Genomic DNA, 17,337 nt, shown 5'->3' with positions numbered 1-17,337 from the left:
AGCGCGACATTTGTTCGCATTCGCTTTTAATGAAAAAAGTTCAGAGAAAAAGAGAAGAAAGTGACTAAAAATCCACTCTCAACATCACGACTCATGGCGGCGTAGGGTAAAAAGCCCGCCCAAAATACAAAAATGCCAGGAAGGCCTTTTTGCGCGCCAGCCTCGAAGGGTTTTTGGGCCACGACGGCCCAAAACAAAAAAGCCACGGGTTTGAAACCGTGGCTTTTCGTTTTGAGTAATACTCAATAATTAGATGCAAAGGCCAGCTACGTCAGCTTTGATACCTTTGTACAACTCAACAGCGTTAGCAGCAGGAGCTACTACAGTGTTGTAGTTCTTTTGCAAACGAGTGCCGATCATGTCAGCAGAAGCTTTGCAACCCATTGCTGTTGCCAAAGCAGTTACGTACTCACCACGACCCGAAGCCAATTCAGACTTCAAAGAATCGAAGTTTGTCGCTACGTACTCAGCAGCTTCTTTATCGTTTTTACCGATATCAAGTTTATCACAACCCATAGTTCCAGTAGTCATACCGAAAGTTGGAGGGATGAAAGCATTTGTTGTTCCGCGAGTTGTTGTCGCAGTGTAAGTTTTTTTGCTAGTTACTTGCCAGCCAAGACCGCAACCGTCCAAACGATCTGCTGCAGAGCTGATTGATGCAAATGCTGATACTGTGATGAACGCTACTAAAACTTTTTTCATTGTTTCTCCTTTAGTTGTTTAGCGTAACAAACCTTATTAGGTTTTCTCTTCTGCAAGGATTCGTCAATTGAAAAACCGAACGAAACTCAACCCGACTTCCCAATAGTCAGGACGCAAGCGATGATCGGGTTGGACCCACTTGTTATAGTTTCTGATTTCTAGATTTCGGTCCAGGCTCCACGATTGATTCAGTGACACGGAAAGAAGATTGCGGCAGTCCTCGAAATAATTTGCGTAACAGAAATCGCGAACTTCCAACTGCGCTTTGTAATTCTCAAACGGATGATACAACAAGCCCAACTCGACGCCGGGGCCGTAGTCATAACCTTTCTTTAGGTGCTCTGCCAAATCGACTTGCGCCAGAAGCAAAGCGTAACCCCACACTTCGTTGCCAGAGGTCGCCCAGGTAAAACCGCCACCGACTTCACCGTACACTTGATTGCATTCATAACAATCAGCGAACTCGCGCGAGGTGTTCATTCCCACCGCCATGCGATAACTGATCGGCGTGCGCAGCTCATTCAAAGGCGTGAGCGATGTTGTCGCAAGACCGATAATTTCTTCGACACGGAATTGGCGACGAACGTCGTTGTATTGAAATTCGATCGAAGGAAAATCAATGTGCGCGTAAGAGGTATATCCCAAATCACGGTTAAGAAGATCGTGATACGCGGACTTAATTTTAAGACGACCGAAAGTTTCATCGTTCGCCTCTCCCCCACGATGACCCACACCGGCTTCAAAAGAGTAAGAGTCATGGCCCCAGTCAGGACGAGTGGTGCCGACGATGTCTTTGTAACGGCTTTCCTCTTGCGCCGTCATGGGTCCCAATTCCGCACGACGTTTCAGAGAAGAAGCCTGCAACGTTTGATATTTCGAATCGAAGTTTTTGTCTTCGCTTTTCAAATAGTCCAAATGATAAATCACGGCTTCCATCACAGGTCGCGAAGTCACAGAATCCAATGGGCGACTTTGCGCCATCACTCCGGCAAAACTTGCGCGCTCTTCCGCATCGAGCACTTCGTATTTCTGCCACATCTTTCTGTACAGCGAAGGACGATATTTCACACTTTTGAGAATATCCGGCTCACTGAGCGCGAACTTCACACTCTCCCCGGGGATCATGTAAATAAAATGATGATCCAAGTTCCAATTCGGTTTCACGACTTCTATCGCCTTCAAAACCTGATACGAGCAGTTTTCGTCGAAAAAGTAATAGTCGAAATAACTGTTCGTTTCGATCTCCCACAAATGCGCCAACAGACGACGTGTTTCTTCCGGAGAAAGATTCAGTTCATACTCCCATAAATCGCGGCTTTCGAAATTCACGTACTCACGCACCTTCACGTAGTAGGGCTGTGTGGACCACTGGCCGATGTAACCGCCGGTCACCCCAAACCAAACGAAAGCAAAAGGATTTTCGTCGTCGGAAACAGCCGCGGCGAAATTAACACCGGTATCGAGAAGGTCTGTACCTCGTGAAGAGTTTACTTTTAAAAAAGTATGTCCAAACATGGACGCCGGATTATTAGGATAGGCGCTCGAGAATACCAAACTCAGGCTTTGCGGATCATGAAAGCGTTCCATGAAAGCATCGAACAAAGCACATGGCGTTTTTTGCAAATTCAGTTTAAACGTTTCATTAAGATAACGGAAGCGCTCCGGAAAAGCGCAGCGTGGAGTTTGTTTGACCTTGCCGACTTCAAGGGTGTTTTCCTGAAGAGCCTTGATCGAAGCCTTGAGTTCTGCCTCGGGGTCGTACTTGCCCTGCGGAGAAAAGAAAAAATCCTGGCCGTCAATTTCGCTGACGTACCCGCCAAAAGTTCCCTGGCGATAATGCATGAGTCGCAGCCATTCTTTGGAGTTCGCGACTGCCTTCAATGCAGAGTCATTCAACTCTTGGGAGTATGCTCCATGAAAAGCAAAAAGGATTGCGACAATGATGATATATCTCAAAGAAAGCCTCCACATCGAAAACAAACCTTGTTAGGTTAATGGCATGCGAAGCAACTGTCACTGGGCCATATCGACACTGAGCATATTATTTTGCGCCTTACTTAGCGGGTGCAGTCATCTTTTTTATTATCCAACCTCTTATATGTATGTGGATCTGAAAAAGTTAGAGCCACAACCGCAGCAGATCGAACTTGCCGGCAGCGATGGCAACAAAATCATCGGTTGGTATTTCAAAAGCAAAGCCACAAAACCAAAAGCCCGACTTCTATTCTTTCACGGGAATGCCGAAAACATCTCTTCGCATTTTATTGCGCTCCACTGGATCTTAAAGCACGACTACGATTATTTTATTTTCGACTATCCCGGTTACGGCGGCAGCGAAGGTGAACCCACGCAAAAGAGCACGACCGAAGCCGGTCGCGTCAGCCTGGAATGGTTGGCGAAAACTGAGCCCAAAACGCCGCTGGTTATTTTTGGTCAAAGCTTAGGTGGAAACGTGGCTCTCTATACCGCCGCCACAAGCAAGGATATTCCCGTTTGCCTAGTCGCCGTTGAAAGCACGTTTAAGTCCTACCGTAAAGTGGGCCAACGCGTGCTTGCGGGACATTGGTGGACGTGGCCTTTTCAGTGGCTTCCTTACGTGGTGACTCGTGATAAGGTCTCTGCACAGGATCATATCGCGGAGATTTCACCCACTCCCCTGCTCGTCATACATGGCGACGAAGACGACATTGTCGGAATCGAAAACGGCGAAGATGTTTTCGCTTCTGCTCGCGAACCGAAAAAGTTTTTGAAAGTTCCGGAAGGCAAACACATTCAGGCCTTTACGGGCCCCAACGCCGAAGAATACCAACGTCTATTTTTACAGGAATTAAATAAGCAGTGTGCGCCACAGCCGAAACGTTAAGGAGATTTATGAACATTCTGATTTTACTTTTGTCTGTCGTTGTTCTGTCGGGTTGTGGACATACAATCAACTTTCGTGCTTCTCACTTTGCGGTGCCGGTGACGGGCGAAGAACAATGGAGCGGACATGTTGCTCCGGTTGTTGCTTCTGCAACCAAGGTCAATGTTATTAACGACATTACTTCCAATCCGCCTTTGCGCTCGGAAGTGCGCATTAACGAAGACATCACGGCGGGAGATTTAATCTACGTCACGAATATCGGCTTGGATGCCAGCGTGAATGTCTTAAAGGGCACCGACATTATTCTCGACAATTCGCTTTTGGGTTTGCGCTTTCAATTCCTCAATCACGGCGTAAAAGAAAACGCGTGGGTGGCGGCTTTGCACGGCGCGATCGGCAAAAGAAATGTTTCAACGAGTGAAACGTCAGGCACGACGTCAGACGCCGACTCAGACGTCAGCTCCACTCAAGCCGGCATAAGCCTGGGCTACAAATACGCTTTTTTTGTGCCTTATCTAAGCTACATCTATGAATCGCATGATGTGAGCACGAAGGTGACAAATTCACACGGAAGTTTCGGTCCCTATGACGACAAGGGCGTACATCAATACTATTCTCTGGGCGTCACGACTCATGGCAAAGGACTGCGTTTTGCTGTGGAATATAACTACATCAATATCAAATGGGACAACTCGGATAACAAATCACAAAACACCTTGGGTCTTAAGGTCGGATTTGCCTGGTAAGAACACTAGAACAAGTACTGCAACGAAAATCCGGAAGAGATATAATACTGAAGGTCGCGGTTGGTATTGTTGAAAATCGCGATCACCCCGTTATCAAAGATACGAATTCGGTAAGCTAATCCAATGCGGCTGCGCATGAAGGTGTACGTCGTTCCGAATTCTGCGCCATAACGAAGAGCCGTAAAGTCATAATAGTCTGGATAAGGATACTTATCCGGAGATTCCAGAAAATACTTATCAGAGTTGAGCGCATATACCATGAAAAAACCGAACTGCAGAGGTCGCCACATATCGTGACCCACAGGGCTGTTCCAGCGCGAATAACGATAAACGAAGTTCGCTTGATAAAAAGTTTCGTCGTCAATCGGGTATCCGCCAATAGAAAGATCCGTTGCATGCTCAGGACGCCATTCGTAGCTGGCCCCCGCAGCGAGAGTTCCCATAAATCCGGCCCGTTCAACAATGGCCCGCCAGTCTCCGGCGTGAGCGCTCAGGCTCCACAAAAAAGAAAAAAATACGAAGGCTATTTTATAGTTTCGCACGTTTGCGCCCCCGTATCTTTTCTTGTGACACAAAACTGATTTCCTTGAACTGTGATAAGCAACCAATGGGAGCCTTCGTCACCATCAACACGCCCACATTGCATCATGATGGTATTATGATCTTTTGAAAGATCGTAAACGTGGTTATGGCCGTTAAAGATAATCTTGACCCGCGGGTGCTCGATCACATAACCCAATGTTGCGGCATCAGCGTTGAAATAGCGGTCCGTATCACGCAATTGAACGTGCGAAAAAATCATGATGTCTTTGCCCGTCTCATCAACTCGATCCTTTAACCATTGCGGGTCAAATTCTTTTGGATTTTCAAGATTGTTCGAGTTGAAAAAAATGTAGCGATAGGTCGCGGATTCGAAATAAAAATTCGAAGGCCCGAAAGCTTTGCGATAGAGCTCGGGCCCGGCCCCGATAGAGTCATGGTTCCCCACCGCATTCAAAGTGATTTGCCGCAAAGGTTTGATAGCTTCAATAAATTCGTCGAACTCAAGATTGTAGGCGGAATTCGTAAAATCCCCGAGCCCCGCGACGAAGTCGACGCCCGTTTCTTTGTTCATTCCAAAAACCATTTTGTCGGTCGCTTTATAGTTCTGATGCGGATCCGAGAAAACAGCTATACGAATGATTCCGTCGCCTTCAATGTCGCCAATTTTTCCTAAAGACAACTGATTGAGGTTTCTTTCAGGGCGCAAAAGATTGTCCGAAAAAGGCGAATCCACAAAAGGCGCACAGGAACTGCAGAAGACAAAGAATGAGAAATAAAAACATATTCTCTTCATAGCCTGAACTCCACACCAAGGCGTCCGTAAAAATCACTGTCAATGGTTGTGACCTTCGAGTTGGGATGATAGATGCGTTCCGATTCGTAAAGGCGTCGGTCGACCGCCGCCCCTAAAGCGAAGGAAACACCTGTTTCCGGCGTTACAAATTTTTTGAAAGCGCCCTCAACAAAAATTTCCTGATAATAAAGCCGGCTGCTGTCTTCTGTGCGTTCATCCAACATGTACGAACGCACCGTCAAAGCGGCGCGCGCATCAAAAGCAAAGCCATGCGCAAGATCTTTGGCTGCTCCAATTTGCGTTCCAAAAGGTGTCATGCTGAAACTTTTAATCCAATTCTCTCCGGTTCCCCATTGCAAGACTACAAAAGGAAAACCAAAAGAAGCTTTGAACTCGGGATTTACATCGCGAATCACACCGATAAAGGGAAACGGAGTTCCGTTATAAATACCGCGATTGTTGGACTGATTGACGGCGAAGATCCAGTAATAGTCACCACCGGGAGCCGTTCGATAAGAAACAGTTCCGTTAAAATAATTGTTTCGAAGATCAGCCCATGGATCGTCGCTGGCAGTGGCGTAGGCAGCGAAAACACTCAGTGTACTTCCCGATTCAAAATCTTTGCGCACTCCGAATCCGACACCTTCATCTTGCAGAGTGTTCGCGATAAAGACATCTTCTCCGCCCAACGAGAACTGCGTGCGGCCCAAGTTCAGACCTTCAAGAAAAACATTGGCCGATGCACTCCAACTTTCCGACTTCAAAAGTGGCACACGAATATCGCCGCCAATAATTCGTAAAGGAGATTCTTTGTATGTGTATGGAGAAGCCCACAAATCCGAACGGAAATTAAAGAGCATCTGAAGATTCTGCTCTTGAATTGTTGGAATAGTTCCGAGCGGGGCCGCGAAAGCCGTTGGCAGATACAGACTTGCTAAGAATGAAAAAATAAAACTGATTTTTTGAAGCACTCCTAGTTTTAGATTTCGACTAAACTGGAGTCAATATAGGTCTCGAAGAGAGAAGCCAAAATAAAAAAAGCCCCTGGTTTCCCAGAGGCTTTTGTGAATTCGCATTCAAGTGCAAAATTACTTAACAGTAACTTTCGCGCCCGCAGCTTCAAGAGCTTTCTTGATTTTTTCTGCGTCTTCTTTAGTAGCGCCTTCTTTAACAGCTTTGCCGCCAGCTTCAACAAGAGCTTTAGCTTCAGCAAGACCCAAACCAGTCAAACCACGTACTTCTTTGATTACGTTGATTTTGTTCGCGCCTGCATCAACCAAGATAACGTCGAAAGCAGTTTTTTCTTCAACAGCAGCAGCAGGACCAGCGCCAGCAGCAGCTACAGGAGCAGCAGCAGAAACGCCCCATTTTTCTTCAAGCATTTTTACAAGTTCAGCGATCTCAAGAACTGTTTTTTGAGACAACGCATCAACCAATTGATCGTTTGTTAGAGACATTTTTAAATCCTCCAGAGGATAAAATTATTTATTAATTCAATTTATTAGCGCCGCAAGCTTATGCTTGTGGAGCTTCTTCAGTAGTAGCACCGCCACCAAGTTTCTCAGCGTAAGCATTCAAGCATCTAGCAAGTGCAGAACCTGCACCCAATAGTGTACCGAGGAACATAGCGCGAAGTTGGTCTTTGCCTGGAAGAGTCGCCAAGAATTTAATTTTAGCGTCATCCAAAGCTTCGCCATCCATAACACCAGACTTGATTTGAAGAACTTCTACGTCCTTAGCAAACTCAGCAAGTGTTTTAGCTGTAGCGTTCACTTCACCGTATGAGAATACGATGGCGTTAGTACCTTTCATTGAATTAGCAAAAGCTTTTTCAATAGCTGGGTGATCTTTGAACGCTCTCTTCGCAAGAGTGTTACGAACAACCTTCATCTCAGATTCAGCAGCATTCAATTTTTTGCGCAAAGTAGTAACTTGCTCAACCTTGATGCCTTTGAAGTCGACGATGAAGGCTCCTTTAGCTTTACCGAACTTTTCAGTGATAAGCTTAATCTCTTGCTCTTTATCTGCGCGAGTGATCATGTGTGAGCCTCCTTTCGTTAGATTTAAGTCCTTCGTGTTACCGAAGAACCTCTGTGCGAATCAGGTCGGTTTGGAGGTCATTTATAGCTCTAGAGAACCCAGAACTTTCAGAAAACCTTTTTGCCTTATCTCGGTAGGCCCCACACAATCGCGGGATTACATCTACTAGAAGAAACCTACTGTCTCTGATCGCAATTAAAAACTTAAAAACTAATACAAAAGAACCAACCAAAAAACAAGGCCCCGAACACGTCGGAGCCTATTTTATTCTTAGTTAGCGCCTGTTGCAGCTGCTGCTGCATTTGGCTCGATCTTAATACCAGGACCCATAGTTGAAGCTACGGAGATAGTTTTAAGATAGATACCTTTGGAAGCTGCTGGCTTCGCTTTAACAATCGCGCCCAAAAGGGTCATGAAGTTGTCACGAAGTTTAGCATCGCCCATAGATTTCTTACCGATACCAGCGTGAACGATACCTGCTTTATCAACGCGGAAATCAAGCTTACCTTTTTTCTCGGCAGCAACTGCTTCACCAACGTTCATAGTTACAGTACCGATTTTTGGATTCGGCATCAAACCACGAGGCCCCAAGATCTTAGCAACTTTAGAAACAGTCGCCATCATATCTGGAGTCGCGATACATTTATCGAAATCCAACCAACCACCTTGAATTTTAGCTACAAGGTCGTCAGCACCAACGAAGTCAGCGCCAGCTGCTTTCGCTTCAGCCTCTTTAGGACCTTTTGCGAAAACAACAACTTTAACTTCTTTACCAAGACCGTGAGGCAAAGAGATCGCACCACGAACTTGTTGGTCAGATTGCTTAGGGTCAATACCCAAGCGCAAAGCTACGTCGATAGATTCATCAAATTTAGCTGGAGCTGCCGCTACCACAAGTTTGAATGCTTCTTCAACAGAGTATTTTTTTTGAGAATCAACCTTCTTAGAGGCTGCTTCGAATTTTTTACCTGCCATACATCACCCCTATGCGATATCGATGCCCATGCTCTTAGCTGTACCAGCAACTTGTGACATTGCGGATTCAACTTTCAAGCAGTTCAAATCAGGCAATTTCGTTGTAGCGATTTGCTTAATTTGATCGTTATTGATTTTGCCAACTTTGTCTTTTTGAGGCTGTTTAGAGCCTGATTCAAGCTTCAACGCCTTTTTGATCAAAGAAGACACCGGAGGTGTTTTAGTGATGAAAGTAAACGATCTGTCTTGGTAAACAGTGATGATGATAGGGATGATGCTATCACCCAACGCTTGTGTACGAGCGTTGAACTGCTTACAGAATTCCATGATGTTTACCCCGTGCTGTCCAAGTGCCGGTCCAACGGGAGGAGCTGGATTCGCTTTCCCTGCCGGTATTTGCAGCTTGATCATTCCTGTAACTTTTTTTGCCATGACCCACTCCTGCAAGAGGTTGTGTTATTAAATTCCTCGTCCGCCCTATGCGGATTTGGATTATTGTTTTTCTACTTGAATGTAGTCCAACTCTACTGGAGTTGGTCTACCGAAGATGCTCACAAGAACTTTCAGTTTCCCTTTGTCCTCGTTTACTTCTTCTACAGAACCCTGGAAGTTACTGAATGGACCGTCGATCACAGTCACATTTTCACCTACAGCGAACTTCACTTTTGGTTTCGGTTTTTCTGCAACACCAGCCATTTGCTGTGTTACACGCAAAACCTCAGCTTCCGGAACTTCCGGAGGACGAGTTTTAGTACCGCCCACGAAGCCGGTCACTTTAGACGAATTACGTACTAAATGCCAAGTCTCATCGTTCAAAAACATCTGAACAAAGATGTATCCCGGGAAAAATTTACGCGATTTAGTTTGTTTTTGGCCTTTTACGAGCTCAACAACACTTTCCGCAGGAATAAGGATCTCCCCGAAGAACTCTTCCATCTTGTTAGATTTGATTTTTTCTTCGATGGCTTTTTTCGCCGTGTTTTCACAGCTCGTTTGAACGTTTACAATATACCATTTCTTTTCCATGGTCCGTTCCTTACTTCATGAGATAGTTGATAAAAAAGCCGGAGATCAAATCGAAAGAGCTAATAATCACGCTGGAAATAAGAACCATAACGACACATGCGATAGTCATTGCCGTTGTATCTTTGCGCGTAGGCCATACAACCTTACGAATTTCAGATACAACTTCTTCACCCCATGCCATTACGCGCGGGTTGAATTGAAGAACAGCAAACAAGGCAAGACCTAATACAACCGGCAAACCGTGTCTTACTAAATCAGAATCCGCAGCTCTTGCAACTACACCAAAAGCTCCAGCGAAAGCTTTGATAAGAAGAGAGACTGTCAAACCGACCAAGATACCTGCGATAGCAAAGCTGAGAGTCAAAATCTTAGAGTTGGCTTTTTCCATGGTTCCTCGTTTTAAGATTTACAAATTTGGCAGGGGCGGAGGGATTCGAACCCACGACCTAACGATTTGGAGTCGTTCGCTCTACCACTGGAGCTACACCCCTGCACTCAAAAAACATTAAAAAAATGTACGTGCCAAGAAACACCGAGGGGGACCCTTTTGTCAAGGAGTCCCCCGGGTGATTTTAATTTAGCATTATGCTGCGTTAATCCTACTCAAGGATTTCAACAACTACGCCGGCGCCTACTGTACGGCCACCTTCGCGGATCGCGAAACGCAATTCTTTTTCCATTGCGATTGGAGCGATCAACTCAACTGCCAATTCAACGCGGTCACCAGGCATAACCATTTCAGTTCCAGCTTTCAAAGTACAAACACCAGTTACGTCTGTTGTACGGAAGTAGAACTGAGGACGGTAACCATTGAAGAATGGAGTGTGACGTCCGCCTTCTTCTTTAGTTAGGATGTACGCTTCAGCTTTGAATTTTTTGTGAGGTTTTACTGAACCTGGTTTAGCCAAAACTTGACCACGTTCAACTTCTTCTTTTTTAGTACCACGAAGAAGAACACCACAGTTGTCCCCTGCTTGACCTTCATCAAGAAGTTTACGGAACATTTCGATACCAGTTACTGTAGTTTTAGTAGTTGGGCGGATACCGATGATCTCAACCTCGTCACCAACTTTAACGATACCACGCTCTACACGGCCAGTAACAACTGTACCACGACCAGAGATAGAGAATACGTCCTCTACTGGCATCAAGAAAGTTTTGTCAGTAGCACGAACTGGTTCAGGGATGTAAGCATCACAAGCGTCCATCAATTTCATGATAGCTGGACGACCGATTTCAGAAGTGTCACCTTCCAAAGCTTTCAAAGCAGAACCTTTTACTACTGGGATTTCGTCGCCAGGGAATTCGTACTTAGAAAGAAGTTCGCGAACTTCAAGTTCAACAAGGTCCAACAATTCTTTATCGTCAACCATGTCAACTTTGTTCATGAATACAACTAGAGCAGGAACACCTACTTGACGTGCAAGAAGGATGTGCTCACGTGTTTGTGGCATTGGACCGTCAGCAGAAGAAACTACTAGGATAGCTCCGTCCATTTGTGCGGCACCAGTGATCATGTTTTTTACGTAGTCGGCGTGGCCTGGGCAGTCAACGTGAGCGTAGTGACGTTTGTCAGTTTCGTACTCAACGTGAGTTGTAGAGATAGTGATACCACGTTCTCTTTCTTCAGGAGACTTATCGATTTGATCGTAAGACATCGCCTGAGCTTTACCAGCTGCTGCAAGAGTAGTAGTGATAGCAGCAGTCAAAGTTGTTTTACCATGGTCAACGTGACCGATTGTGCCGATATTTACGTGCGGCTTCGAACGGTTAAATTTCTCTTTAGACATTATTCCTCCTGCAGAGATTTATTTTAAAAGTCTTAAACCATTATCAAATATTATTCAAAGTAACAAGTGGAGCCCATGATCGGAGCCGAACCGACGACCTCACCCTTACCAAGGGTGTGCTCTACCACTGAGCTACATGGGCAAGCGCATCGCCAGATAACCCTTCTCCGCGTTGCTCTGTCGTCGGCGTACGATGTACGCCTTCCTCCGTCGCGCCTTGATAAGGCTTATCTGACGAAGCACTTCTCACAACCGAGAATAGTTATCTCGCGATGCCCTCTTAAGTTCTGATATATTGGAGCGGGAGACGGGTCTCGAACCCGCAACCCTCTGCTTGGAAGGCAGATACTCTAGCCAATTGAGCTACTCCCGCCCATCAGAACGCCCGGAAGAGAAGTACAACCCTCTCTTCCCATCTTTTTCTTGGGAAACATTCAAAATGGTGGGCAGGGAAGGATTCGAACCTTCGTAGACGCGAGTCAACGGATTTACAGTCCGTCCCCTTTAGCCACTCGGGCACCTACCCAGATCGTGAATGTTGACTCAGAAAAAAATGGAGCTGGTTATGGGACTCGAACCCGCAACCTGCTGATTACAAATCAGCTGCTCTACCAATTGAGCTAAACCAGCCTTACTGAGATAACCGAAATGTTGTACGGACAAAATCGGACGCCGTCAAAGATATTTATACGACAGATTACGATTTTTTTCGGTTTCCTCGCGGTGCATGCTGCCTCAACGTCTCAGTGAGTGCCATGGCTGTCGCCACGGACGCATTGTAACTCGCCGAAGAGCTTGCCTGCGGAATGAACACTAATTCATCACAAAGACGCTCCGTTGTCACTCTCAAACCTTTATCTTCCGCACCAATCGCCCAAACAACTTTGTCTGGCAGATCTAATTCGAAGATAGATCGTTTTCCACGAGGACTGAGCCCGAAAATCCAATAGCCTTTTTTCTTTAATTCTTCTGCATAGTTAGAGAAATTCGTCGTTTCTTCAACCGGAACATGCTCGACGCCGCCGCACGCGACCTTATGAACTGTCGGAGTTAGACCCACTGCGCGATCTTCCGGAATCAAAACTCCGTGTGCGCCCGTAAGCCAAGAAGTTCTCATAATTGCACCCAAATTGTGCGGATCTTCAATACCGTCCAACATCAAGACGACAGACTTATCAAAACTGTCCAGCCCGTCCATATCCAAAGTCGGTACGCCATCGACGAAGATCGCGGCCCCCTGCTGAGAAGAACCGAATTTTTCGATCACATTCTCTGCTTTGATCTCTACTTTCACCTTTTTCTCGAGAGCGAGTTCGTGCATATCGCGAAGATCTCCGGAATGCTCCCAACCTGAGCGAATCCACATGCCTTTCACTTGATGAGGACGCACGTTCAACACTTCATTGATCGCGTGTGTACCGATGACGATACGCCAGTCGCGCGGAATTTGATTTTCAGAGCGAGCCGCAGGATGCGGACCACGTCCTTGCTGAGGACGACCGCCTTGAGGACGGCCTCCACCAGAGGGGCGAGCCCCACCTTGTTGCGGACGTTGTGAGTGAGAACCACGAGAAGGACGAGAATTATTTTTCTTCATATACAGCCATTACAAAATCAGTTGCAGCTTCCTTGATGTTCTTTGCTTCAAGGATGGGTCGACCGACTACTAACGCTGAAGCTCCTTTACGAAGAGCTTCTTTCGGACCCATGATACGCTTTTGATCGCCGGAATCCTGCATACTAAAGCGAATTCCAGGTGTGACAAGATAAAGATCGCGGTTTTGTAAAAGGTCTAATTCATGCGGAGAACAAACCACGCTCGAAAGCCCTGAACTCTGCACAAGGCCCACCAGATCCGTGACATGCGTCGCAATCGGTTGTTCTTTCATATTCTGCGGCAACGAGTTCTGATCCCAAGAGGTCAGAATCGTCACGGCAAGAACCTTAAAAGGCCGCTTTTGACTGAGCTCTTTTTCAACTTCCGCCATACGCTGCAAAGCCTCGCGCCCGCTCAGCGCATGCACTGTCACCAAAGAGGCTCCCGCTTCAAAGCTGGCCCGCACGGCCGCCTCCATTGTCGAAGGAATATCGAAATGTTTATTGTCGAGAAAAACAGGCGCACGGCTCGCGATCTCTTTTACGAAATCCGTACCGTAGCGAAGGCACAAGCGAGGGCCGAGTTTAATGCCCCCCACGATATCCGCGACATCGTCCGCGATTTGGAGGGCCTGATCACGGGTATCGACATCCAAAGCTAAAATAATCGGATTGTTCATGGGATGTGAACGCAGGTTTTTGTTCTTCATGAAAGCTCCTGAGATGAAAAGAGTCTCGCACTCAGGGAACCAGGAATCAACCCTCAACGAGATAAGTCGACGATGAGGTTCAGCGTGAGAAGCCAGGAATCCGCTTGCACAGGTTTCGAAAAGTGCGAACTGCTGTAGGAAATAAAGTTGCGGCGCAAACCGAGAGAACCGTCCACACCTTCTTTTGAAGGCGGGAAGATTTTCTCTGCCGCCAATGTCCAACCCCAGACGTCGTCGACCGTCGCCGATGCGGATGAGCTTAAACCATTGGCAGAAAGTTCGTTGCCTGTGTGATAAATCGCGCCGTAACCCAGGCGATAACGATGATCTGTATTCTTGTAAAAATAAATCGCCTCTAAAGGCAGGCGCCGCCACAAAACTTCATCTGTTTCTTCTGTGCCCGTGAACATAACGCCCGCAGTGAACTGAATTTCGAAATAGTGCGGGAAAGTTTTCGACACCGGAAAAATAAAACCGGCGCTGAGATAAAATCCGTCGCCGGCATCAATCCGATAATCTTGCCCCCCGGTCGCGGTTGAAAGAGACTCCCCACCCTTCGCATAGCCGGCAGACAGAAGAAAATCCGCAGCGTATGCCGGTGCCGAAAAACCAAGGAGAATTACAAAAAGGAGTTTTACATTCATTGCTTCTTTTGCAAAAGCATTTGCTGCATTTCCGCTTGCAGTTTTTGCAGCGCCTGACTTTTGGCTTTATTAAAAAGTTCTTTATCTGAAGGATGAAAGGCCGCTATGTAACGATCGTTGGTTTGCGCTTCAGACTCTACGGTAAAATATAGAAATTCATTTTTTACATCATAGATAACGGCGTTGGCTAAAAACAAAGTGTCTGATTCGGAACCAGGCACAAAAAATGCCGGCAATAACAGGATGTAACTCCAGCCCCACTTGTTGATGTAACGGTCAATTTCACCTGTACCACTGACAACAAGCAAAGCATCGGCTCCGTGTTGAGCCGCAGCCAAACGCAGGGATTTAAGATCTTCTGATTCCACGACGGAATTTACGATCGGAAAAATCTCCGAGACAGCTCCGTTGAAAGATGGCGCCATGTCCGTAAATAAAGCTTTGTCTTTTTCTTGCCAGTGCCAGGAAGCTAAACCACCTTGAAAGTTTTTAGGTGTTTTAAAAAACACGGCGAGCTTAAACGGCTTTGGCAGATTGGGTTTCTTTTTGAACGCCGCTTTAATAGCGGCATCATCGAACTCAGGTTTGGTGACGCCAAGAGCGTTGGTGAGCTCCTGCCGGTGAAAACCCTTGCTCTTACATCCCAGTTGTAAAATCAGGCTGGCGCCCACGATTGCCACTACGGTCCATTTTCTCATTTGAACTCTCTCCATCGTTTTACCAAACACGATTCTGTCGACTCCAGATTGAGACGTCAATACCTAGTTGTCTCATTGGGGGACGGTTGTATTGCAGGCGCGAGATTTCGGGGAAGTCTCGCGCCACTTCGGCTACCATAGTTTAAGGAGCTCCTTCCTCTATGAAATTATTCAAACCGCGCCGGAAAATGATCGTGAATCAAGAGGTTCAGTACGACGTTCTTATGTACGTGGGCCTCTTCGTGGTTTCTATTTTTATCGTGCAAATTTTTACGGCCTATCTGTTTATTGAACAGGTGGAAAAAGTGGTCGGTTCTATGTCGGCTCTGGAGTTTCTGTCCCGCTACAAAGTGAGCTTTTTGGTTTATCAAATCATTCCTGTCAGTTTGAGTCTGCTTGTCGGAATATACATCTTCAATCGTCTAACCAGTCGTATAGCGGGTCCGCTCTATAACATTAAAAGAGTTCTGCGCCGAGTGAGTGATGTCGGCGCTGACAACGTCGAGATTAAACTGCGTCAAGACGACTACTTCCAAGAGGAAGTTAAAGACATCAATGTCATTCTAAAGAGAAAATCGAAATAGTCTTCTAACAATCGACTAGACAGACTCTGCATGAAAATATCCCCATGCTTGGATTTTTTTTTGCCCCTCCTATTAGGTTCATAAAAAATGAATCCATCAAGGAGGTGCCCTATGAAATTCTTTTTCGCAGTATTATTCGGACTTGCTCTTTCGATTCCTACTCATGCTCAAGAGATCTACGACACCCAGGCTGTGCAACCACAGAACGAAGAAGCGTATGAGATATCTCTCACGAATGATGAGGGAGCCCAGATCAAAGTACGCAACCTCTTTTACAACTTTCGTCGCACCCGTCTTTTCACAACAAAATCTGTCCGCTTTTATTTACGCAATACCGGCGTGCTGCCTATCTACATCAACGACATTGATACCGATGGAAGCAGTTTTTGGCACAGCGAAAACTGCCCAAGTCTTTTGTGGCCGGGACAACGCTGCTCTGTGCGCGCCTTTTTCAGACCGACTTCTTTAGGAGTTAAGACCGGAGATATCGAGATCGAACTTACAGGCGCCGAAGATGTGCGCATTCATTTGCGCGGCCGTGGCGTTTGGCCTTACTAAAATTATTTTGCGAAAAAGGGAGACCTTGCCGTCTCCCTTTTTATTTGTCTGCGACTTGCTTTACCAGATTACCAGACAGCGGAAATGTTTATATTTCCAGTTCCTTGACGAATCTCTCCCAGACGCCATGCTTTCACTCCGTTGCTTTGCAGGTGAGTTAAAACATTCGCGGCGAAATCTTTTTTCACGAGGAGAGTAAAGCCGACGCCCATATTGAAAGTTCGGAACAACTCGTCTTTGGCGATATCGACTCTTTCCAAAATCGGTTTAAAAACAGGTGCGATTTCTTGCAGCGACGGCCAATAGGAAATTTCGTAATCGAAATTCTCACTCATGCGTGGGATGTTGTCGATACCTCCGCCGGTCATGTGCGCCGTCGCCAGCAAAGCGGCTGGAAATTGGCGGCGCAGACTGTTGAACGTCTCGACGTATATTTTCGTAGGCTCCAGAAGTTGCTGAAGAAGTTCCGTTTCCTCGTCCTTCACGAGCTTTCTTAGAAGCGAATATCCGTTTGAGTGAAATCCACTCGAGGCAAGACCGATGAGAACGTCTCCCTCTTGCATCTTTTCCTGCGTAAACATTTCTTCGGGAGATATGTCACCCACACTGAAACCAGCAAGGTCATATTCACCCTCAGCATAAACGCCGGGCATTTCTGCGGTCTCCCCGCCAATCAAAGCCATTCCGGACTGACGACAGCCATCGACCATGCCGGCAATCAGCTCTTCGCTGATCTGCGTGTCGAGTTTCCCAAAGGCCATGTAATCTAAAAAGAATAGAGGTCGCGCTCCCACACAAAGAAGGTCATTCACACACATGGCAACTAAGTCAATGCCGATGCCGTGATGACGGTTCATCTTTTGCGCCAGCTTAAGTTTCGTTCCTACACCATCCGTGCACGACGCCAGGTACTTTTGTTCATTCAATTTGTAGACAGCGGCGAATCCGCCAATCCCCTGCATAACCTGTTCATTGAAAGTCGAAGGAACCAAAGTTTTGATTCTGTCCACGAAGGCATCGGCTTTATGAACATCCACTCCTGAGTTTTTGTAGTCGATTTTTTCCATGG

At 46.4% G+C, this 17,337-nt stretch carries 22 protein-coding genes and 5 tRNA genes; 4 read left to right on the top strand and 23 right to left on the bottom strand.

Going from position 1 to position 17,337, the window contains the following annotated elements; genetic code table 11:
• Nucleotides 1–26 precede the first annotated feature (26 nt).
• The 3 genes from QJS83_RS05105 to QJS83_RS05095 all read right to left on the bottom strand — a co-directional run bounded on the left by QJS83_RS05105 (nucleotide 27) and on the right by QJS83_RS05095 (nucleotide 2,658).
• Complete coding sequence (locus tag QJS83_RS05105) at nucleotides 27–206, bottom strand: hypothetical protein (protein ID WP_284608051.1); 180 nt, start codon at nucleotides 204–206, stop codon at nucleotides 27–29.
• A gap of 43 nt (nucleotides 207–249) precedes the next feature.
• Complete coding sequence (locus QJS83_RS05100) at nucleotides 250–702, bottom strand: DUF3015 family protein (RefSeq protein WP_284608050.1); 453 nt, start codon at nucleotides 700–702, stop codon at nucleotides 250–252.
• 63 nt (nucleotides 703–765) lie between these two features.
• Entirely contained in the window at nucleotides 766–2,658 is a 1,893-nt protein-coding gene (locus QJS83_RS05095; RefSeq protein WP_284608048.1) for an Lnb N-terminal periplasmic domain-containing protein, read from the bottom strand.
• A gap of 148 nt (nucleotides 2,659–2,806) precedes the next feature.
• Here QJS83_RS05095 and QJS83_RS05090 point away from each other — a divergent pair, with 148 nt between their 5' ends.
• Both QJS83_RS05090 and QJS83_RS05085 read left to right on the top strand, forming a co-directional pair.
• Nucleotides 2,807–3,565, top strand: a complete 759-nt coding sequence (locus QJS83_RS05090; RefSeq protein ID WP_284608046.1) for an alpha/beta hydrolase — start codon at nucleotides 2,807–2,809, stop codon at nucleotides 3,563–3,565.
• Between the two features lie 8 nt (nucleotides 3,566–3,573).
• Complete coding sequence (locus QJS83_RS05085) at nucleotides 3,574–4,311, top strand: hypothetical protein (protein WP_284608045.1); 738 nt, start codon at nucleotides 3,574–3,576, stop codon at nucleotides 4,309–4,311.
• Between the two features lie 5 nt (nucleotides 4,312–4,316).
• Here the strand turns inward: QJS83_RS05085 and QJS83_RS05080 are convergent, their stop codons facing one another.
• From QJS83_RS05080 to QJS83_RS04990, 19 genes are all read right to left on the bottom strand, one after another.
• The gene (locus tag QJS83_RS05080) at nucleotides 4,317–4,853 is read right to left on the bottom strand and encodes a hypothetical protein (RefSeq protein ID WP_284608044.1); all 537 of its coding nucleotides are present in this window, start codon (nucleotides 4,851–4,853) and stop codon (nucleotides 4,317–4,319) included.
• A complete protein-coding gene (locus QJS83_RS05075; RefSeq protein WP_284608042.1) occupies nucleotides 4,835–5,647 on the bottom strand; it encodes a metallophosphoesterase family protein in 813 nt (270 codons plus the stop codon). Before QJS83_RS05075 ends, QJS83_RS05080 begins: the two co-directional genes overlap by 19 nt.
• Entirely contained in the window at nucleotides 5,644–6,618 is a 975-nt protein-coding gene (locus QJS83_RS05070; RefSeq protein WP_284608040.1) for a hypothetical protein, read from the bottom strand. The genes QJS83_RS05075 and QJS83_RS05070 overlap by 4 nt, the downstream gene beginning before the upstream one ends.
• A 117-nt stretch (nucleotides 6,619–6,735) precedes the next feature.
• Entirely contained in the window at nucleotides 6,736–7,104 is a 369-nt protein-coding gene (rplL, locus tag QJS83_RS05065) for a 50S ribosomal protein L7/L12 (RefSeq protein ID WP_284608038.1), read from the bottom strand.
• 58 nt (nucleotides 7,105–7,162) lie between these two features.
• The gene (rplJ, locus tag QJS83_RS05060) at nucleotides 7,163–7,687 is read right to left on the bottom strand and encodes a 50S ribosomal protein L10 (protein WP_063204872.1); all 525 of its coding nucleotides are present in this window, start codon (nucleotides 7,685–7,687) and stop codon (nucleotides 7,163–7,165) included.
• Nucleotides 7,688–7,957: 270 nt separating this feature from the next.
• Nucleotides 7,958–8,662, bottom strand: coding sequence for a 50S ribosomal protein L1 (gene rplA / locus QJS83_RS05055; RefSeq protein ID WP_284608037.1), 705 nt, complete (start codon nucleotides 8,660–8,662; stop codon nucleotides 7,958–7,960).
• Between the two features lie 9 nt (nucleotides 8,663–8,671).
• Nucleotides 8,672–9,094: a 50S ribosomal protein L11 gene (gene rplK / locus QJS83_RS05050; RefSeq protein ID WP_038448239.1), complete on the bottom strand. Its 423-nt coding sequence runs from the start codon at nucleotides 9,092–9,094 to the stop codon at nucleotides 8,672–8,674.
• A gap of 60 nt (nucleotides 9,095–9,154) precedes the next feature.
• The gene (nusG, locus tag QJS83_RS05045) at nucleotides 9,155–9,688 is read right to left on the bottom strand and encodes a transcription termination/antitermination protein NusG (protein ID WP_284608036.1); all 534 of its coding nucleotides are present in this window, start codon (nucleotides 9,686–9,688) and stop codon (nucleotides 9,155–9,157) included.
• Nucleotides 9,689–9,698: 10 nt separating this feature from the next.
• Complete coding sequence (gene secE / locus QJS83_RS05040; protein ID WP_284608035.1) at nucleotides 9,699–10,076, bottom strand: preprotein translocase subunit SecE; 378 nt, start codon at nucleotides 10,074–10,076, stop codon at nucleotides 9,699–9,701.
• 27 nt (nucleotides 10,077–10,103) lie between these two features.
• A tRNA-Trp gene (locus QJS83_RS05035) sits at nucleotides 10,104–10,179 on the bottom strand.
• A gap of 108 nt (nucleotides 10,180–10,287) precedes the next feature.
• Entirely contained in the window at nucleotides 10,288–11,478 is a 1,191-nt protein-coding gene (gene tuf, locus QJS83_RS05030) for an elongation factor Tu (RefSeq protein ID WP_284608034.1), read from the bottom strand.
• 67 nt (nucleotides 11,479–11,545) lie between these two features.
• Nucleotides 11,546–11,620, bottom strand: a tRNA-Thr gene (locus tag QJS83_RS05025).
• Nucleotides 11,621–11,774: 154 nt separating this feature from the next.
• A tRNA-Gly gene (locus QJS83_RS05020) sits at nucleotides 11,775–11,851 on the bottom strand.
• A gap of 67 nt (nucleotides 11,852–11,918) precedes the next feature.
• Nucleotides 11,919–12,004, bottom strand: a tRNA-Tyr gene (locus QJS83_RS05015).
• Between the two features lie 28 nt (nucleotides 12,005–12,032).
• A tRNA-Thr gene (locus QJS83_RS05010) sits at nucleotides 12,033–12,108 on the bottom strand.
• A 67-nt stretch (nucleotides 12,109–12,175) separates the two neighbouring features.
• Nucleotides 12,176–13,075: a TrmH family RNA methyltransferase gene (locus QJS83_RS05005; protein WP_284608033.1), complete on the bottom strand. Its 900-nt coding sequence runs from the start codon at nucleotides 13,073–13,075 to the stop codon at nucleotides 12,176–12,178.
• Nucleotides 13,062–13,784 carry an orotidine-5'-phosphate decarboxylase gene (gene pyrF / locus QJS83_RS05000; RefSeq protein WP_284608032.1) on the bottom strand — a complete coding sequence of 241 codons (723 nt, stop codon included), beginning with the start codon at nucleotides 13,782–13,784 and terminating at the stop codon, nucleotides 13,062–13,064. Before pyrF ends, QJS83_RS05005 begins: the two co-directional genes overlap by 14 nt.
• 53 nt (nucleotides 13,785–13,837) lie before the next feature.
• The gene (locus tag QJS83_RS04995) at nucleotides 13,838–14,428 is read right to left on the bottom strand and encodes a hypothetical protein (protein ID WP_284608031.1); all 591 of its coding nucleotides are present in this window, start codon (nucleotides 14,426–14,428) and stop codon (nucleotides 13,838–13,840) included.
• Nucleotides 14,425–15,126 carry a hypothetical protein gene (locus tag QJS83_RS04990; protein ID WP_284608030.1) on the bottom strand — a complete coding sequence of 234 codons (702 nt, stop codon included), beginning with the start codon at nucleotides 15,124–15,126 and terminating at the stop codon, nucleotides 14,425–14,427. Before QJS83_RS04990 ends, QJS83_RS04995 begins: the two co-directional genes overlap by 4 nt.
• Nucleotides 15,127–15,287: 161 nt before the next feature.
• Between QJS83_RS04990 and QJS83_RS04985 the strand changes: the two genes are divergently transcribed.
• Both QJS83_RS04985 and QJS83_RS04980 read left to right on the top strand, forming a co-directional pair.
• Nucleotides 15,288–15,710 (top strand): HAMP domain-containing protein, encoded by a 423-nt coding sequence (locus QJS83_RS04985; protein WP_284608029.1) that lies wholly within the window; start codon nucleotides 15,288–15,290, stop codon nucleotides 15,708–15,710.
• Nucleotides 15,711–15,821: 111 nt separating this feature from the next.
• Nucleotides 15,822–16,268: an Ig-like domain-containing protein gene (locus tag QJS83_RS04980; RefSeq protein ID WP_284608028.1), complete on the top strand. Its 447-nt coding sequence runs from the start codon at nucleotides 15,822–15,824 to the stop codon at nucleotides 16,266–16,268.
• 68 nt (nucleotides 16,269–16,336) lie between these two features.
• On the opposite strand, the gene purM is transcribed toward QJS83_RS04980, so the two are convergent.
• On the bottom strand, nucleotides 16,337–17,335 hold the full coding sequence (purM, locus tag QJS83_RS04975) for a phosphoribosylformylglycinamidine cyclo-ligase (RefSeq protein WP_284608027.1): 999 nt from the start codon (nucleotides 17,333–17,335) through the stop codon (nucleotides 16,337–16,339).
• Between the last annotated feature and the right edge of the window lie 2 nt (nucleotides 17,336–17,337).

Source organism: Bdellovibrio sp. 22V (genome assembly GCF_030169785.1).
GTDB lineage: Bacteria > Bdellovibrionota > Bdellovibrionia > Bdellovibrionales > Bdellovibrionaceae > Bdellovibrio.
This window is presented reverse-complemented; position numbering and strand designations above follow the sequence as displayed.

Excerpts from the sequence above, each read along its gene's own strand:
- QJS83_RS05100 (WP_284608050.1), bottom strand. The coding sequence starts at position 702 with ATGAAAAAAGTTTTAGTAGCGTTCATCACAGTATCAGCATTTGCATCA.
- QJS83_RS05085 (WP_284608045.1), top strand. The coding sequence starts at position 3,574 with ATGAACATTCTGATTTTACTTTTGTCTGTCGTTGTTCTGTCGGGTTGT.
- QJS83_RS05075 (WP_284608042.1), bottom strand. The coding sequence starts at position 5,647 with ATGAAGAGAATATGTTTTTATTTCTCATTCTTTGTCTTCTGCAGTTCC.
- rplL (WP_284608038.1), bottom strand. The coding sequence starts at position 7,104 with ATGTCTCTAACAAACGATCAATTGGTTGATGCGTTGTCTCAAAAAACA.
- rplJ (WP_063204872.1), bottom strand. The coding sequence starts at position 7,687 with ATGATCACTCGCGCAGATAAAGAGCAAGAGATTAAGCTTATCACTGAA.
- rplA (WP_284608037.1), bottom strand. The coding sequence starts at position 8,662 with ATGGCAGGTAAAAAATTCGAAGCAGCCTCTAAGAAGGTTGATTCTCAA.
- rplK (WP_038448239.1), bottom strand. The coding sequence starts at position 9,094 with ATGGCAAAAAAAGTTACAGGAATGATCAAGCTGCAAATACCGGCAGGG.
- nusG (WP_284608036.1), bottom strand. The coding sequence starts at position 9,688 with ATGGAAAAGAAATGGTATATTGTAAACGTTCAAACGAGCTGTGAAAAC.
- secE (WP_284608035.1), bottom strand. The coding sequence starts at position 10,076 with ATGGAAAAAGCCAACTCTAAGATTTTGACTCTCAGCTTTGCTATCGCA.
- tuf (WP_284608034.1), bottom strand. The coding sequence starts at position 11,478 with ATGTCTAAAGAGAAATTTAACCGTTCGAAGCCGCACGTAAATATCGGC.
- QJS83_RS05005 (WP_284608033.1), bottom strand. The coding sequence starts at position 13,075 with ATGAAGAAAAATAATTCTCGTCCTTCTCGTGGTTCTCACTCACAACGT.
- pyrF (WP_284608032.1), bottom strand. The coding sequence starts at position 13,784 with ATGAAGAACAAAAACCTGCGTTCACATCCCATGAACAATCCGATTATT.
- QJS83_RS04995 (WP_284608031.1), bottom strand. The coding sequence starts at position 14,428 with ATGAATGTAAAACTCCTTTTTGTAATTCTCCTTGGTTTTTCGGCACCG.
- QJS83_RS04990 (WP_284608030.1), bottom strand. The coding sequence starts at position 15,126 with ATGAGAAAATGGACCGTAGTGGCAATCGTGGGCGCCAGCCTGATTTTA.
- QJS83_RS04985 (WP_284608029.1), top strand. The coding sequence starts at position 15,288 with ATGAAATTATTCAAACCGCGCCGGAAAATGATCGTGAATCAAGAGGTT.
- QJS83_RS04980 (WP_284608028.1), top strand. The coding sequence starts at position 15,822 with ATGAAATTCTTTTTCGCAGTATTATTCGGACTTGCTCTTTCGATTCCT.
- purM (WP_284608027.1), bottom strand. The coding sequence starts at position 17,335 with ATGGAAAAAATCGACTACAAAAACTCAGGAGTGGATGTTCATAAAGCC.